At 70.8% G+C, this 15,454-nt stretch carries 15 protein-coding genes; 7 read left to right on the top strand and 8 right to left on the bottom strand.

Annotated features, from left to right (window positions below):
- Window positions 1–28 precede the first annotated feature (28 nt).
- The 6 genes from menE to ACWAUO_RS03510 form a co-directional block, all read right to left on the bottom strand.
- Window positions 29–1,564 carry an o-succinylbenzoate--CoA ligase gene (gene menE, locus ACWAUO_RS03535; RefSeq protein WP_460773099.1) on the bottom strand — a complete coding sequence of 512 codons (1,536 nt, stop codon included), beginning with the start codon at window positions 1,562–1,564 and terminating at the stop codon, window positions 29–31.
- Window positions 1,565–1,630: 66 nt separating this feature from the next.
- On the bottom strand, window positions 1,631–2,626 hold the full coding sequence (locus tag ACWAUO_RS03530; protein WP_460773097.1) for an ABC transporter substrate-binding protein: 996 nt from the start codon (window positions 2,624–2,626) through the stop codon (window positions 1,631–1,633).
- Window positions 2,627–2,723: 97 nt separating this feature from the next.
- Window positions 2,724–3,176, bottom strand: coding sequence for a MaoC family dehydratase (locus ACWAUO_RS03525; RefSeq protein ID WP_460773095.1), 453 nt, complete (start codon window positions 3,174–3,176; stop codon window positions 2,724–2,726).
- A gap of 20 nt (window positions 3,177–3,196) precedes the next feature.
- Window positions 3,197–4,381 (bottom strand): acyl-CoA dehydrogenase family protein, encoded by a 1,185-nt coding sequence (locus ACWAUO_RS03520; RefSeq protein ID WP_460773094.1) that lies wholly within the window; start codon window positions 4,379–4,381, stop codon window positions 3,197–3,199.
- A complete protein-coding gene (locus tag ACWAUO_RS03515; RefSeq protein WP_460773092.1) occupies window positions 4,378–5,271 on the bottom strand; it encodes an amidohydrolase family protein in 894 nt (297 codons plus the stop codon). Before ACWAUO_RS03515 ends, ACWAUO_RS03520 begins: the two co-directional genes overlap by 4 nt.
- A 34-nt stretch (window positions 5,272–5,305) precedes the next feature.
- Window positions 5,306–6,232: an SDR family NAD(P)-dependent oxidoreductase gene (locus ACWAUO_RS03510; protein WP_460773090.1), complete on the bottom strand. Its 927-nt coding sequence runs from the start codon at window positions 6,230–6,232 to the stop codon at window positions 5,306–5,308.
- 95 nt (window positions 6,233–6,327) lie between these two features.
- Here ACWAUO_RS03510 and ACWAUO_RS03505 point away from each other — a divergent pair, with 95 nt between their 5' ends.
- Entirely contained in the window at window positions 6,328–6,801 is a 474-nt protein-coding gene (locus ACWAUO_RS03505) for a MarR family winged helix-turn-helix transcriptional regulator (protein ID WP_460773088.1), read from the top strand.
- Window positions 6,802–6,810: 9 nt separating this feature from the next.
- Here the strand turns inward: ACWAUO_RS03505 and ACWAUO_RS03500 are convergent, their stop codons facing one another.
- Together ACWAUO_RS03500 and ACWAUO_RS03495 are read right to left on the bottom strand one after the other, a co-directional pair.
- On the bottom strand, window positions 6,811–7,950 hold the full coding sequence (locus tag ACWAUO_RS03500; RefSeq protein ID WP_460773086.1) for a flavin reductase family protein: 1,140 nt from the start codon (window positions 7,948–7,950) through the stop codon (window positions 6,811–6,813).
- A 20-nt stretch (window positions 7,951–7,970) separates the two neighbouring features.
- A complete protein-coding gene (locus ACWAUO_RS03495; RefSeq protein WP_460773085.1) occupies window positions 7,971–8,903 on the bottom strand; it encodes an IclR family transcriptional regulator in 933 nt (310 codons plus the stop codon).
- 335 nt (window positions 8,904–9,238) lie between these two features.
- Here ACWAUO_RS03495 and ACWAUO_RS03490 point away from each other — a divergent pair, with 335 nt between their 5' ends.
- From ACWAUO_RS03490 to ACWAUO_RS03465, 6 genes are all read left to right on the top strand, one after another.
- On the top strand, window positions 9,239–10,204 hold the full coding sequence (locus ACWAUO_RS03490) for an ABC transporter permease (RefSeq protein ID WP_460773082.1): 966 nt from the start codon (window positions 9,239–9,241) through the stop codon (window positions 10,202–10,204).
- On the top strand, window positions 10,201–11,127 hold the full coding sequence (locus ACWAUO_RS03485; protein ID WP_460773080.1) for an ABC transporter permease: 927 nt from the start codon (window positions 10,201–10,203) through the stop codon (window positions 11,125–11,127). Before ACWAUO_RS03490 ends, ACWAUO_RS03485 begins: the two co-directional genes overlap by 4 nt.
- Window positions 11,124–12,032: an ABC transporter ATP-binding protein gene (locus ACWAUO_RS03480; RefSeq protein WP_460773079.1), complete on the top strand. Its 909-nt coding sequence runs from the start codon at window positions 11,124–11,126 to the stop codon at window positions 12,030–12,032. The genes ACWAUO_RS03485 and ACWAUO_RS03480 overlap by 4 nt, the downstream gene beginning before the upstream one ends.
- Window positions 12,029–12,817 carry an ABC transporter ATP-binding protein gene (locus ACWAUO_RS03475; RefSeq protein WP_460773077.1) on the top strand — a complete coding sequence of 263 codons (789 nt, stop codon included), beginning with the start codon at window positions 12,029–12,031 and terminating at the stop codon, window positions 12,815–12,817. Before ACWAUO_RS03480 ends, ACWAUO_RS03475 begins: the two co-directional genes overlap by 4 nt.
- Before the next feature lie 44 nt (window positions 12,818–12,861).
- A complete protein-coding gene (locus ACWAUO_RS03470; protein ID WP_460773076.1) occupies window positions 12,862–14,457 on the top strand; it encodes an ABC transporter substrate-binding protein in 1,596 nt (531 codons plus the stop codon).
- Window positions 14,458–14,578: 121 nt separating this feature from the next.
- The gene (locus ACWAUO_RS03465; RefSeq protein WP_460773074.1) at window positions 14,579–15,418 is read left to right on the top strand and encodes an SDR family NAD(P)-dependent oxidoreductase; all 840 of its coding nucleotides are present in this window, start codon (window positions 14,579–14,581) and stop codon (window positions 15,416–15,418) included.
- Window positions 15,419–15,454 lie beyond the last annotated feature (36 nt).

Genomic DNA, 15,454 nt, shown 5'->3' with positions numbered 1-15,454 from the left:
GTCGACCTCTTCCTCTCGTGGCGGGTCGTCAGTGCAGCACGGCGCCGGAGCCGTAGCGCGCGCGCAGCTCGGCCTTCCGGATCTTGCCGCTGGCGGTGCGGGGGAGTTCGTCCTCGAACACGACGCGCTTCGGGATCTTGTACTTCGCGAGGCGGCCGGTGAGGTGCCGCGGGATCTCCTCGGGGTCGAGCTGCGCCCCCGGCTTCAGGCTCACCACGGCGAGGGGCACCTCGCCCCAGCGCTCGTCCGGCACGCCGATGAGGGCCACGGACGAGATCGCCGGGATCTCCATGATGACGCTCTCGACCTCGGCGGAGTAGATGTTCTCACCGCCGGAGATGATCATGTCCTTCAGCCGGTCGGAGATGCGCAGATACCCGTCCTCGTCCATCGTGCCGAGGTCGCCGGACCGGAACCAGCCGTCCACGAACGCGGATGCGGTCGCGTCGGGGCGGTTCCAGTACTCCTTGATGACGTTGGGACCGCGGACCCACACCTCGCCGACGGTGCCTGCGGGCACCTGTTCGCCGTGCTCGTCGACGACCTTCACGTCGGTGAAGAAGTGCGCGAGCCCGGACGAGCCCATCTTCTCCTTCGACATGCGCGGTGGCATCGCGGTCGCGCCGGGGGCGGTCTCGGTCATGCCGTACCCGCACGAGAACGAGAGTCCGCGTGCCTCGTAGGCGTTCAGCATCCGCTCGGGCATCGTCGACCCGCCGCAGGTGAGGTGCTGCAGGCTGCTGATGTCGGTCGTGTCGAAGTCGGGGTGCTCCTGCAGCATCTGGAACGTGGTCGGGACGCCGGAGAGCATCGTCACCCGGTCGGACTCGATCGTGCGGAGCACCTCGCCGGGTTCGAACCGCTCGTGCAGGATGACCTGGCCGCCCTGCAGCAGCACCGGGAGGGCCCCCATGTTGAGCGAGGCGACGTGGAACATGGGCGAGATGAGGAGCACGCGGTCGGCGGCGGTCACGCCGTAGTCGACGACCGCGTTGAAGCAGTTCCAGGTGAGGTTGCCGTGGGTGAGGACGGCGCCCTTCGGGTGTCCGGTCGTGCCGGAGGTGTAGAGGATGATCGCCGGGTCGTCGAGTGTGACGGCGACGTCGACGTCGGTGTCCGCACCGGACGCGAGCACCTCCTCGTACGACTCCACCGCGGGGTAGGCGTCCGCGCCGACGATGATGCGGCGGGTCACGCCGGTCGACCAGGCGCCGGCCCGGGCGAGGTCGCGGAGGTCCTCTCGCAGCACGAGGGTGGTCGCGCCGGAGTCCTCGAGCGCGAACTCGATCTCGGGGGCGGCGAGCCGGGTGTTCAACGGCACGAAGATCGCGCCGAGGGTCGCGGTGGCGAACAGGGTCTCGAGGAAGGAGGGGTGGTTGTTGCCGAGGTACGCGACCCGGTCGCCCGCCCGCACCCCGCGGTCGGCCAGGGCGTTGGCGAGCCGGCGGATGCGGCCGGCAAGTTCGGCGTAGCCGAGGGTCTGGTCGCGGTAGACCACCGCGACGTCGTCGAAGGATCGCCGCGTGCGGCGGCTGATCCAGGTACCGATGCCTTCGTTGTTCACAACGGTCTCTTTCGCCGGCTGGGGAGGGGTCGCCCGCCGCCGCGCGCGCGACGGCGGGCGGATCGGTCAGTTGAGCAGCAGCACCTTGTCGAGGTCGGGCTCCTGCTCCAGGAAGCCGTACTTCGACGCGAGGGCCGAGAGCTGCTCGATGATGGCCGGGTCGAGCTCGCCCGACAGCTTCTCGAGGTTGATGTTCTCGACGACCGCCGCGTCCATGCCGGTGTACGACACGATGACCTCGCGGTAGGCGTCGGTGTCGTCCATCGCCATCTGCGTCGACTTCTCGATGCCGGCGCGGAACTTGTCGACGATGTCCGGGTTCTCCTCCGCGAACTTCGTGGAGGTGAAGGTCACCATCGAGGCCAGGCCCGGGATGACGTTGCCCATGGGCTCGCCGAGGAGCACCAGGCCGTCGGTGGCGAGCGCCTTGCCGACGAACGGCTCCGGCACCCACGCGGCGTCGATGTTGCCCTGCTCGAGCTGGGCGAGCTGGTCGGGGAACGCGATCTCGGTGAAGTTCACCTTCTCCGGGTCGCCGCCGTCCTCCTCGACCGACCCCATGATGCTCAGGTCGCCCTGGGTGTTGAAGGCGTTGACCGCGACCGTCTTGCCCTCGAGGTCCTTCCACGTGGCGATGCCGGCGTCCTCCTTGACGATCACGCCGGTGGGGAGCTTGTCCGCCGGCACGTCCACGCTGGAGTAGCCGGCGATGATGCTCATCTCGAGCCCCTGGCTGGCGGCGACCAGCACGGAGAGCGGGTTGCCGACGGCGAACTCGATGTCGCCGCTGGAGACGGCGGGCAGGAGCGCCGCGCCGCCCTGGCCGATCTGGACCGTGACGTCGAGCCCCTCCTCCTCGAAGACCCCCTCGTCGATGCCCATCTGCACCGCGGCGGCGGCGGCGATGGGCAGCAGCCCGACGGTGACCGGGATGAGCTCGCCCGAGCCGGCCTCGCCCTCGGGGGCGGTGGTCTCGCCGCTGAGCGAGCCGCCGCCGCAGGCGGTCAGGAACAGCCCGCCCGCGGCGATCGCCGCGATGGCCGTCATTCGTCGTGTACGCATTTCAGTGACTCCCTTGTGACTGATCTGGTGCAGTAGCCCGAGGGCGGCTGCGTCGGTGTTCGGTTGTGGTGCAGGCCGCGGCGGGTGCCGCGGCGGGTCAGGCGTAGATGCGCTGGAGGCTCCGCGCGACCACCGCGGGCTTGGTGCCGCCCTCGGTCTCGATCGTCACGTCGACCACCAGCTGGTAGCCGCCGGCGACCTCGGTCACCTCGGCGACCTGGGCGGTGAGGCGGATGCGGGCGCCCGCCGGGACCGGCGAGACGAACCGCACCTTGTCGAGGCCGTAGTTGACCTTCGTGCCGGCGCCCTCGACCTCGAGCAGCTGCGTCCACAGCGGGATCAGCAGCGAGAGGGTGAGGAAGCCGTGGGCGATCGGGCCGCCGAAGGGGCCGTCCTTCGCGCGCTCCGGGTCGGTGTGGATCCACTGGTGGTCGTCGGTCGCGTCGGCGAACGTGTCGATCCGCTCCTGCGTGATCTCCATCCAGTCGGAGTATCCGAGTTCGGTGCCGACGAGGGACGGGACGTCGGCGTAGGCGACGGTGGTGGTCATGAGTGCTCCTTGCTTCCGGGTCAGGTGAACGCCGAGGACCCGGTGAGCCCCCGGCCGACGATGAGTGCGTTGATCTCGTGGGTGCCCTCATAGGAGTAGACGGCCTCGGCGTCGGTGAAGAACCGGGCGACGTCGTGCTCCAGGAGGATGCCGTTGCCGCCGAGGACCTCCCGGCCGAGCGCGACGGTCTCGCGGGCGAGGCGTGCGGTCTGCATCTTGGCGAGCGCCGAGTTCTCGTCGCTGTACCCGCCGGCATCCTGCAGCGCCGACAACTGCACGGCCATGCCGAGCGAGGACACCGTGTTCCCCAGCATCCGGGCGAGCTTCTCCTGCACGAGCTGGAATCCGCCGACCGGACGACCGAACTGCTCACGGGCGGTGACATACCGCACGGCGGCCTCAAGCGCGCCCGCCTGCAGGCCCGCCGCGATCCACGCGACGTCCGAGCGCATGGTGCGCAGGACCGCCGCGACGTCGCGCCAGCCGTTCACCCCGTGGAGGCGGTAGTCCTCGGACACCCGCACCCCGTCGAGGTGGATGACGGCGTTCTGCATCGGTCGCAGCGAGACCTTCCCCCGGATGACCTCGATCCGCACGCCGGGGGCGGTGCGGGGGACGAGGAACACCTTCACCGCGCCGTCGTCGGCGTCACGGGCGAAGACCGCCAGCACGTCGGCCGCGGCGGCGCCGCCGATCCACCGCTTGGCGCCGTCGATGACCCACCCCTCGCCGTCGCGGCGTGCCGTGGTCGACAGACCGCCCGCGATGTCGGAGCCGTGCTCGGGCTCGGTGAGGGCGAACACGCCCTTCAGGTCGAAGGAGCGCACCCGCGGGTCGAGCCGCGCGGCCTGCTCGGGGGAGCCCCCCTGCGCGACGAGCGCCCGGAACAGCCCCGACTGGGCGTTGTAGACCGTCGCCACCGAGACGTCGGCGCGGGCCAGCACGTAGGTGCGGAACCCGGCGTACATCGACGACGCCGCCTCCGCGGCGTCCACCCCTTCGGGGTCCATGAGGTGCAGCGGGATGAGGGTGTCCAGCACCGCATCCGGCATGGTCGCGTGCTCCCACGCGTCCGCCATGAGCGGGACGATCTCGCGCTCGAGCGTGCCGGCGAGCCCGGCCAGCACCCGGCGCGCCGCCTCGCTGAGGTGGGTCCGGGCGTACCCGTACGGGTCGTAGCCCAACGGACCCGGCTCGATCCTCATGACCGGTCCCTGAGCCGCAGCAGGCGGATGGCGTTCTCCTTCATGATCCCCGGCATGACCTCCGGCTTGAACGCCGCGTGCTCGACGTCGCGCAGCCACCGGTCGGGGGTGATGAGGGGGAAGTCGGACCCGAACAGCACGCGGTCCTTGATCATCGAGTTCGCGTAGCGCACGAGCTCTTTCGGGAAGTACTTCGGGCTCCAGCCGGACAGGTCGATCCACGTGTTGTGCTTGTGGGTCGCGACCGACAGCGCCTCGTCCTGCCACGGCACGGAGGGGTGGGCCATGATGATCTGCAGCTCGGGGTGCTCCGCGGCGACCACGTCGAGCAGGATCGGGTTCGACAGTCCGAGCCGGAATCCGCGGCCGCCGGGCATGCCCGCGCCGATGCCGGTCTGCCCGGTGTGGAAGAGTGCCACCACGCCGGCGTCCTGCAGCGTCTCGTACAGCGGGAAGTGCACCGGGTCGCTCGGATCGAACCCCTGCACGGTGGGGTGGAACTTGAACCCGCGCACGCCGTGGTCCTCGATGAGCCGGCGTGCCTGGTCGATCGCGGCGTCGCCCTTGCGGGGGTCGACCGAGCCGAACGGGATGAGCACGTCGTTGTTGCGGGCCGCGCCCTCGGCGATGTCGACCGACGAGATCGGCGGCTGGCCGAGGTTCGACTCCGAGTCGACCGTGAAGACCACGGCCGCCATCCTCCGCTCCCGGTAGTAGGCGGCGATGCCGTCCACGTCGGGCTTGGGGCCGTCGGTGCTGAAGTACTTCGACGCGGCCTCGTTCAGGTCGTCGGGCAGGGACGAGTGTCCGTGCTCGTCGGTCTCGACGTGCACGTGCACGTCGATCGCGGTGACGGCGTCGAGGTCGATGGCGGGTTCGTAACGGGTCATGCTCGGCTTTCGTCGTCGGGGACCAGGGATGCGGTCAGGCCTGCGCGGCCTGCAGCTCCTCGGGGAGCGGCGGGAAGGTCTCGCCCACGCTCTGCTGGTGTCCGCCGAGGAGGTCGGCGCCCTGCGCCTGCAACGCCTCGTACGTCCAGCCGCCCTCGTGGTACTCGGTGAGCACGGGCTCGGGGTGCGACCACACCTGCAGGCGGTCGCCGCCCACGCCGATCGCCTGGCCGGTGATGCCGGCGGCGGCGTCGGAGGCGAGGAAGGCGATGAGCCCCGCGACGTCGGCGGCGGTGCCGAAGCCGAGGTCGTGACGGAAGAACGCCGGCATGGGCTCGCCCGCCGCGTCGGCGGCGACGGCCGCGGCGAAGTAGGGCATGGTCGCGGTCATGCCGGTCGCGGCGACCGGGACGACGGTGTTGGCGGTGATGCCCGCCTTCTTCAGCTCCATCGCCCAGGTGCGGACCATGCCGGCGATCCCGGCCTTCGCGCCGGCGTAGTTCGTCTGCCCGAAGTTGCCGCGCTGCCCGGCGGGCGACCCGATGCAGATGATGCGGCCGGCGACGCCCTGCTCGCGCATGTACGTCGCCGCCTCCCGCACGCACGTGAAGGTGCCGCGCATGTGCACGTCGAGGACGGTGTCGAAATCCTCGTCGCTCATCTTCCAGAGCACCCGGTCGCGGAGCACGCCCGCGTTGGTGACGAGGATGTCGAGACCGCCGAACGTGTCGACGGCCGTGCGCACGAGCTGCTGCGCCGTCTCGGTCGGCCCGACCGGGGCGACCACGGCGACGGCCCTGCCGCCGGCGGCGGTGATCGCGGCGACCGCGTCGTTCGCGGTCTGCTCGTCCACGTCGTTGACGACGACCGCGGCGCCCTGCCGCGCCAGTTCCTGCGCGTATGCGAGACCCAGGCCGCGGCCGGATCCGGTCACGACGGCGACTTTGCCTTCAAGACTCATGTGAGGTCCTCCATTGGGGTTCCGTCACATGAAAACCCAAACCATTGAAACTGTCAATGATTTCTTCGCGCCACGGTCCGCGCTAGCATCCAGGCATGTCATCCTCGGGTTCCACGACGACCGACCGGGCCGTCACCGGCGCCGATCGGCTGTGGGAGACCCACGTCGGCAGCGACCTCGCGTTCCTCCTCGCCCGCGTGAACGCGCTGTCCCTCGCCCGCGCCAACAGCGCGCTCGCCGGCCTCGGACTGAAGGCCCGGTCGTACAGCGTGCTCGCGCTCGCAGCCAGCGGTTCACGGCCCACGCAGCGCGAGCTCTCCGACTTCCTCCGGCTCGACCCGAGTCAGATCGTCGCGCTCGTGGACGGGCTCGCCGAGCGGGACCTCGTGCGGCGAGAGCCCGACCCGAACGACCGGCGCGTGAACGTCGTGGTCGCGACCGAGGCGGGGGAGGAACTGCACCGGCAGGCGTACCGGATCGCCGCCGAGGCCGAACAGGAGACGTTCGCAGGCGTGGACGCGGACCGCCGACGCGAGATCGCCGCGACCCTGCGCGACGTCATGCGCTGAGTCCGCGACTCAAGCCGCGGCCGCCGCGCTCAACCGCGCCGACGCCTGCTCGGCGAACGCTTTGAGTGCCTCCCCACGTCGGATCACCGCCTCCCCGGTCGTCTCGATCGCGGGGTACAGCAGCTGCCGGATCATGAGTTCGGGGGACCGGCCGCCGTCGAGGAACACCGGCGCCATCAACCCGGTCAACCGGTAGCGGCGGGTCGGATCGATCTCGCTCACGTCGAGCACGAACGCGGAGGTCGCCATCCGCCGGGTGATCTCGTCGGGGAGGAGTCCCGTCTCGCCGGTGTCGTCGTCCGGCACGAAGCTGGCCGCCCACCCGTGGTCGCGGATGTCGGCGAGGTGGCTGCGGTAGGCCCGGCGCTGCGCCGGGGAGGCGCCGACGGCCTTGCCGATCCAGGCATCCTGCTCCGACGCCGTCGACCACGCCACGTACAGTGCGCCGATCGGCGGGACGAGCGGGTAGCGCACACCCAGCTCCGTGACGGTCTCGCTGCCGGCGGCGGTCGCCGACGCGACCGCGACCGAGTCGGAGACGATGCGTGCGAACACGGTGAGCTCGCCACCCAGCCGCCGCGCGCCGTCCTCCAGGTCGGTCCGCAGCGCCTGGGCGCGCCGCACGGCCTCGGAGAGCCCCCGCCCGTCGGGGACGACGATCGACTTCGCGGCGAACTCGCCGTACCCGCCGCGGAAGAACAACAGCGGGTTCGTCGGCCGGACGGTGCGCAGCGACCGCACGTTCCCGAGTGCGATGTAGTGGTCGCCGGCCTCGATGACGTCGTGGAAGTCGCACTCGATGGCCGCGACGACCCCGTCCAGCACGGGTGCGCCGCCGGGGGACGGATGCCACGCCTCGGCGTCCATCTTCTTCCGGTCCGACCGCGAGAGCCGTCGCACGACGTCCTCCTGGTCGTGCGCGAGGACGTTCACCGCGAACCGGTCGCAGGCGCGGAGGTCGGCGAACGAGGATGAGGACTTCTGCGGGAGGAACGCGATCAGCGGCGGATCCAGCGACACCGACGTGAAGGTGCCCACGACCATCGCGAGCGCCTGTCCGTCCGGGGCGGTGGCGGTGATGACGCTCACGCCGGTCGGGTAGTTCCCGAGGACGTCGCGGAGGTGCTCGGGGGTGAGGGTGGTGTGCATGTGACTCCTGAAGGCGTCGGTCAGAGCAGGCCGGCGCGGCGGCGGTTGAAGGCGATCGTCCGCGGATCCGGCGCCGACCGGGTCTCGGTCATGGCCTGCGAGATCTGCTTCGCGGCGGTCAGCAGGGGGCGGATCAGCTGTCGAGGGTCCGTCTGGGCGACGAAGTAGATCACGCCGACGGCGGCGACGACGCGGCCGTCCTCCCCGACGACGGGGGCCGCCACCGAACCGGCCTCCGGCGTCACCGTCCGATCCGCGCACACGTACCGCCGTTCCCGGAGGCGCTCCAGTTCGCGGCGGATGGCGGCGGGATCCGTCGGCGTCCGTTCGGTGAACCGGGCGAGCGGGCCCGAGAGGTACTCGTCGACGAACGCCGGCTCCTCGTGCGCGAGCAGGACGAGCCCGGTCGCCACCGTGTGCAACGGCATCCGGCCGCCGATCCGGTTCTGACCGGTGTAGTTCGGGATGGTGCGCAGCGCCTCAAGGTAGAGCACGTCGCCGCCGTCGCGGACGGCGAGTTGCACGCTGATCCCGGCCACCCGGTTCAGCGCCATGAGATGGGGCAGTGCCCGCTCCCGCAGCTCGAACGCCTGCGCGGAGCCCGACGCCAGGGCCAGCAGCTTGTTGCTCAGCCGGTACCGGCCGCGGGGATCGACCTCGACCCCGCCCCAGCCGCGCAGCTCGTGCACGAGGCGGTGGGTGGTGGTCAGGGAGAGACCCGCATGCCGGCTCAGCTCGGAGAGGGTCTTCGCGCCGTCGCCGACGCCGAACGCATCCAGGAGCGCCAGGAGCCGGGATGCGGCGGTGCGCTTCCCGAGGTCGTGCTCCGCCGCCGCGGGTCGATCGGCATCCGCGGCGTGCGCCGCCGTCTGACCGGTCGCGGCCGGGCGGAGGCCCGCGGGTACGACGGCGGGCTGGCGGTAGTCCGAGATGTGGAGGATGTCGGCACTCATCCGATCTCCTTCGAACGGTCGTGCGGCCCGGCGGTGGTCCGGATGGTCCGGCCATTTTCCGATGACCGCACCCCCCGAGGCCGTCTCCTTCCGCCCCGCGGAAGGGTGGTCGGGGCGGGATGGACGCACCCCGGAGCGGCCTTCCGCAGTGCGGAATGCGCGATTGATCGTCGGGGTTCGGCGCGCCGTACGCTGGGGCACCGCGACCGAGGCGTCCCGCCCGGATCCGCCGGCCGACTGTCATCGACGGAGATGAGAGAAGCAGTGCGAACGAAGACGCCCGTGGTCCCACGAACCGGTCGCCGACGCGCCGGAGCGCGCCCGTGAAGCCGGCGATGCTGCACATCGGTCGGCTGCTGCTGTCGTCCCTCCTGCTGTTCGTGGCGGTGCTGACCGTGCTGTTCCTCCTGCTGGAGATCGCCCCCGGCGACCCGGTGCAGAGCCTCATCGGGGACAGTCCGGTCTCGGACGACTTCCGTGCGCAGATGGTGGCCGCGTTCGGCCTGGACCGTCCCCTCGTCGAGCGGTACCTGATCTTCCTCGGGAACATCTTCACCGGGAACCTCGGCACCTCGTTCGGCACGTCGATGACGGTGTCGGAGCTCATCATTGACCGCGTCGGGAACACGATCGCGCTGGCCCTGCCCGCATTCGTGATCTCCACCGTCGGCGGCATCGTGCTCGGCACGATCGCCGCCCGCACCCGGTCCAAGGTGCTCGACGGCACCATCTCGGGCTTCGCCTTGGCGCTGTTCTCGATCCCGAACTTCTGGCTCGGCCTGCTGCTCATCATGGTGTTCTCGATGTGGCTGGGATGGCTCCCCACCCAGGGCAAGAGCCCGTACGGGCAGGAGGGGATCGCGATCCAGTACCTCGTGCTGCCCGTCATCACGATGGCCACGACGGAACTCGCGTACAAGACGCGGATCATGCGGTCCTCGGTCATCGAGGCCCTCGGACAGGACTACATCGACACCGCCCGGTCGAAGGGCATCGCCGGGCAGGCGGTGCTGTGGCGGCACGCGCTCCCCAACGCGCTGCTGCCCCTGGTGACGATCTCCGGCTACAGCCTGGGCATCACGTTCGCCGGCTCCGTCGTGATCGAGCGGGTCTTCGGCTGGCCGGGCATGGGACTGCTCCTCTACGACGCCGTCCAGAAGCAGAACAACCAGGTCGTGCTCGGCTGCGCCGTGGTCATCACGCTGGCGATCATCGTCATCAACCTGCTCACCGACATCGTGTACGGGATCGTCGATCCCCGCCTGCGCGCACGACTCTTCGCCTCAGGGAGGGCCTCTTGACCCGCGTCGACGACACGACCGCGCCGGATCCGCTCGTCGCGGCACTGGACGCGCCGGCCACCGGCGCGACGCCGACCGCCCCCCGCGGCGGACGGCGGCCGTCGGTCTGGCGCCGGTTCATCCGCCGCCCCGGCAACCTCTTCTTCCTCGGCGCGCTCGCCGTCATCGCCCTCGCCGTCGCGATCGGGCCGCTGTTCGCGGCGGACCCCGTGGCGACGAGCGCCGACGTGCTGCAGCCGCCCGGGGAGGCCGGATGGTTCGGCACCGACCAGTTGGGGCGCGACTACCTGTCCCGGATGCTGCTGGGCGGCCGGGTGTCGCTGATCGTCGGGTTCACCGTCGCGATCCTGTGCATGACGCTCGGACTCGTGCTGGGCGGACTGGCGGGGTTCTACGGCGGCTTCGCCGACACGCTCCTGGTCAAGCTGGCCGAGTTCTTCCAGGTGCTGCCCGGGATCGTGCTCGCGATCGTCGCGGCCGCCCTCTTCGGCGCGAACATCGTCCTCGTCGTCGGGATCCTGTCGATCACCATGTGGCCCTCGGTCGCGAGGATCGTGCGCGCCGAGGCGATGCGGATCGCCCAGCTCGGCTACGTCGAGTCGGCACGCGCCGCGGGGTTCCACAGCCTCCGCATCCTGTGGTCCGACGTGCTCCCGAACGCCATGCCGCCGGTGCTGGTGGCCACCACGATGACCGTCGGCCGGGCGATCCTCATCGAATCGTCGCTGGCGTTCCTGGGCATCGGCGACACGAACACCCCGAGCTGGGGCGCGCTGCTGAACGCGGCCCAGCCGTACATGGCGAGCGGGTGGTGGCTGGCCGTGCTCCCCGGCCTGTGCATCTTCTTCGTCGTGCTCGCGGTGAACATGCTCGGCGACTCGCTGAACGACATCCTCAACCCGACCATCGGGAGGGTCAAATGAACATCGACGAGACGACGGAGCCGATGCTCAGGCTCACGTCCCTCTCGGTCCACCTCCCCGCGGGCGAGCGGGAGTCCGTGCACGCGGTGAAGGACGTGACGCTCACGGTGCACCGCGGGGAACGCGTGGGGATCGTCGGCGAATCCGGCTCGGGCAAGTCGGTGACCGCCCGCTCGATCGCGGGGCTCCTGCCGACGTCGCCGCGGGTGCGGGTCGAGGGATCGCTGCGCTTCGACGGCGCCGAGATGGTCGGTGCGCCGCCGCGCGCATGGCGCGAGGTCCGGTCCCGCCGTGTCGGGATGGTGTTCCAGGACCCGCTCACCTATCTCAACCCGACCAAGCGCATCGGCCGGCAGGTCGCCGAATCCGTCCGTGCCAGCGGACGGGTGCGCGAGCGCGCGCAGGTCGAGACCGAGGTGCTCCGCTCCCTCGTGCTCGCCGGGCTCGACGATGCGAAGGGCGTCGCCGCGAAGTTCCCGCACGAGCTCAGCGGCGGCATGCGCCAGCGCGTGCTCATCGCCATCGCCGTCGCCAAGCGCCCCGAGCTGCTCATCGCCGACGAACCGACCACCGCGCTCGACGCGACCGTGCAGGCGGTCGTCCTCCGCGGCCTCGACGACACCGTCCGCACGCTCGGCACCTCGTTGCTCCTCGTGTCCCACGACCTCGCCGTCGTCGCGCAGATGACCGACCGCCTCTACGTCATGTACGGCGGGCGGGTGCTCGAGGCCGGCCCCACGCGTGCCGTGCTCGACGATCCGAGGCACCCGTACACCCAGGCGTTGCTGCGGGCGGTCCGCAGCCTCACCGACGACGGGACCGAGCTGTACTCGATCCCCCCGGTGCTGCGCGACCGGCTCGCGGCCGACACCACGGTGTTCCTGCACGAAACGGAGAAGGTATGACCTCGACCCAGCCGGCGGGCGCGGTCGTGCTCGACGTCCGCGACGCCTCCAAGGTGTACGGCGGCCGTCGCGGCGTGACCGCCGTCGCGGACGCGTCCCTCGTCGCCCGCCCCGGCGAGTTCATCGCGGTCGTGGGCGAGAGCGGCAGCGGCAAGAGCACCCTGGCGCGGATGCTGCTCGGGCTCATCGAACCCACCACGGGGACGGTCGCGTTGGACGGGGTGGACCTGCGCCGCATGACGGCGACGCAACGTCGCCGCTACCGCCGCAGCGTGCAGGCGGTGCTGCAGGACCCGGCGGGGTCGCTGAACCCCCGCAAGACCGTCCGCCGCGCGCTCGGCGAGATCATCAGACTGCACGACGTCGCGAGCGGGAGGGATGTCGAGCGGGTCGCGGCCGACGCGCTCGAGTCGGTCGGACTGTTCCCCGCATCCGGTTTCCTCGACCGGTTCCCCCACGAACTCAGCGGCGGTCAGCGACAGCGTGTGCTCATCGCCCGTGCGCTCGTGCTGGACCCCCGAATCATCATCGCCGACGAGGCGGTCTCCGCTCTCGACGCGTCCGTGAAGGCCGGCGTCCTCCGGGTGCTCACCGACCTGCAGGCCGAACGGGGGATCGGCTACGTCTTCATCACCCACGATCTCCCCGTCGTCCAGAAGGTGGCCGACCACGTGTACGTGATGCGCAACGGACGGATCGTCGAGCACGGCACGAAGACGCAGATCTTCGAGGCGCCGACCGAGGACTACACCCGCACCCTGCTCGCGGCCGCGCCGCGGCTGTGACGACCCAGGAAGACCCGAACGCACGACAGAAAGGCAGCTCGAGGATGAGCAAGAGACACCTACGGTGGAGCGCGGCGCTGGGCGCCGCCGCGATGGCCGTGACCCTGACCGCATGCGGCGGAGGCGGCGCGACGGATGCCGCGGACGACGGCGTCGAGCACGTCTACGTCGAGGCGATCAGCGCCGACCCGACCGCGCTGAACCCCCAGTTCGCCGGCGGGCCGATCCCGTTGCGGTTCGGCTTCGCGATCCTCGGCACGCTCGTCGAGGTGAACGACCAGTACGAGATCATGCCCGGCCTCGTCGAGGAGTGGGAGTTCAGCGACGACGGCATGACCGTGACGCTGAACCTGCGCGAGGGCGTGCAGTGGCACGACGGCGAACCGTTCACCGCCGAGGACGTGAAGTTCAACTTCGAGGAGATCATGCCGCTCCAGACCTTCGGCAAGCCCCTCTCAGAGTCCATCGCATCGATCGAGACCCCCGACGACACGACCGTCATCCTGCACCTCGCCTCGCAGTACGGCCCGTTCCTGGAGGCCTTGTCGCAGCAGGCGATCGTGCCCAAGCACGTCTACGAGGGCACCGACTACGTCACCAACCCCGCCAACATGGCCCCCATCGGCACCGGTCCGCTCATGTTCGAGTCGTTCAGCCCGGGCGAGCAGGTCGTGCTGGTGAAGAACCCGAACTGGTGGCGCGGCGACATCGAGGTCGACCGGGCGATCTACCCCGTGATGACCGACGCGAACGCCCGGATGATGGCGCTGCAGGCCGGTGAGCTCGACGCCGCCACGGTGGACCCGTCGCAGCAGGACCAGGTCGCCGCATCCGACGCGCTGGAGCTCACCACGCGCGGCGTGTTCACACAGATGACCACGCTCGCGTTCAACTCCGGGGTCGAACAGCTCGCCACGCCGGAGCTGCGCGGCCTGGTGTACGCGGCGATCGACCGCGACGCGGTCGTCGACCTCGGCCTCAACGGGCTCGGCGAGCCGGCGCGCACCGTGTTCCCCGACACGCTCGCGTGGGCGCAGGACTCCTCGATCGACTTCGACAAGCTCTTCGAACGCGACGTCGACGAGATCGGCAAGGCGCTCGACGCGGCGGGCTACCCGGTCGGCGCCGACGGCACCCGGTTCACGATCGACGTCCGGTTCATCTCCGCCCTCAGCGACGTGGCGGCCGTCGCCGAGGTGGTGAAGTCCTCCCTGCAGGAGGTCGGCATCGGCGTGAACCTCGTCGGGACGGCCGAGCCGGTCTTCATGGACGCCGTGTTCCAGCAGGGCGACTTCGGCATCATGCTGCTGCGGAACACGGTCGGCGCGGACCCCAGCATCGGCATCACCCGCTGGCTCACCTGCAACCCGAACCGCATCCCGGTCAGCAACCCGTCCGGCGTCTGCGACGAGGAACTGGACGCCGCCGCGAAGGGGGCCCTCTCGACGCTGGATCGCGAGCAGCGCGCGGAGTACTTCCACACCGTGCAGCAGCGCGCGGCGGAGAGCGTGCACTGGCTCCCGTTGGCCTGGACGAACGGCTCGAACTACACCGTGAGCACCGCCCGCTGGGACGGCCTGCTCAACGGCGAGGGGCAGACGAACACGCCGGCGTGGGCGGAACTGACCTGGGTCGGCTGATCCCCGGCATGCGCGGCGGGGTCGCGGGCGATGCGCCTGCGGCCCCGCCGTCGTGCCCGGGGACGGTCGACCGTGCACCCGGCGGTGCGCACCCGCATCCGCCCAGACCAGAAGGAGAGACATGACACACGAGGCACCCGTCGCGCTCATCAGCGGCTGCGGCAAACCGGACGGCATGGGCGCGGCCATCGCGCGTCGCCTGGCATCCGAGGGACGCACGGTCGTCGTGACGGACCGTGAGCCCCGCGGCGTCGTCAACGCGGGGCAGACCGCCGACCAGGAGCGCGGGCTCGACGAACTCGTCGCCGAGATCCGGGATGCCGGCGGCACCGCAGAGGCGATGCTCGGCGACGTCGGATCGCCGGAGGACGTCGAGCGGATCATGGCGGCGGTGCGGGAGCGCTACGGCCGGCTCGACATCCTCGTCAACAATGCCGCTGCTCCGCAGGGCGCCGACCGCGTGGATGTGGAGGACGTGCCGCTGGAGGCGTGGGACCTGCAGCTGCGCGTGAACCTCACCGGCGCGTTCCTCATGGCCCGCGCCGCCGTTCCGCTCATGCGCGAGCGCCGATACGGGCGCATCGTCACGATCTCGTCGATGGCGGGGATCGAGCCCGCCGGCCGGTCGACCGCGTACTCCGCGTCGAAGGCCGGCGTGCTCGGGATGACCCGCGCCCTCGCGATGGACGTCGTCGGCTGGGGGATCACCGCGAACGCGATCTGCCCCGGACTCGTCGCGACGAGCCGTTCCATGCTCGGGCGCACGAATGAGGACCGCGCGGAGGCGATGGCGCGCATGAGTGAGCGGATCGGCGTCGGCCGCGTCGGCACCCCGGAGGACATCGCGCACGTCGTCGCGTTCTTCGCCCACGAGGCGAGCGGCTACATCACCGCCCAGACGATCGGGGTCGACGGCGGCGGGTTCAGCCCCTACGCGGTGGGTCGACCGAGCGACCGCTGAACGACGGCACGGAAGGAGGGGAGGACCGCACCGGTC

The organism is Microbacterium sp. GXF7504 (genome assembly GCF_054798235.1).
Note: the sequence above shows the minus strand (reverse complement) of the source record. Positions and strands in the feature narration are given on the sequence as shown.

Excerpts from the sequence above, each read along its gene's own strand:
- ACWAUO_RS03480 (WP_460773079.1), top strand. The coding sequence starts at position 11,124 with ATGAACATCGACGAGACGACGGAGCCGATGCTCAGGCTCACGTCCCTC.
- ACWAUO_RS03470 (WP_460773076.1), top strand. The coding sequence starts at position 12,862 with ATGAGCAAGAGACACCTACGGTGGAGCGCGGCGCTGGGCGCCGCCGCG.
- ACWAUO_RS03495 (WP_460773085.1), bottom strand. The coding sequence starts at position 8,903 with ATGAGTGCCGACATCCTCCACATCTCGGACTACCGCCAGCCCGCCGTC.
- ACWAUO_RS03520 (WP_460773094.1), bottom strand. The coding sequence starts at position 4,381 with ATGAGGATCGAGCCGGGTCCGTTGGGCTACGACCCGTACGGGTACGCC.
- ACWAUO_RS03490 (WP_460773082.1), top strand. The coding sequence starts at position 9,239 with ATGCTGCACATCGGTCGGCTGCTGCTGTCGTCCCTCCTGCTGTTCGTG.
- ACWAUO_RS03525 (WP_460773095.1), bottom strand. The coding sequence starts at position 3,176 with ATGACCACCACCGTCGCCTACGCCGACGTCCCGTCCCTCGTCGGCACC.
- ACWAUO_RS03505 (WP_460773088.1), top strand. The coding sequence starts at position 6,328 with ATGTCATCCTCGGGTTCCACGACGACCGACCGGGCCGTCACCGGCGCC.
- ACWAUO_RS03465 (WP_460773074.1), top strand. The coding sequence starts at position 14,579 with ATGACACACGAGGCACCCGTCGCGCTCATCAGCGGCTGCGGCAAACCG.
- ACWAUO_RS03500 (WP_460773086.1), bottom strand. The coding sequence starts at position 7,950 with ATGCACACCACCCTCACCCCCGAGCACCTCCGCGACGTCCTCGGGAAC.
- ACWAUO_RS03475 (WP_460773077.1), top strand. The coding sequence starts at position 12,029 with ATGACCTCGACCCAGCCGGCGGGCGCGGTCGTGCTCGACGTCCGCGAC.
- ACWAUO_RS03515 (WP_460773092.1), bottom strand. The coding sequence starts at position 5,271 with ATGACCCGTTACGAACCCGCCATCGACCTCGACGCCGTCACCGCGATC.
- ACWAUO_RS03510 (WP_460773090.1), bottom strand. The coding sequence starts at position 6,232 with ATGAGTCTTGAAGGCAAAGTCGCCGTCGTGACCGGATCCGGCCGCGGC.
- ACWAUO_RS03530 (WP_460773097.1), bottom strand. The coding sequence starts at position 2,626 with ATGCGTACACGACGAATGACGGCCATCGCGGCGATCGCCGCGGGCGGG.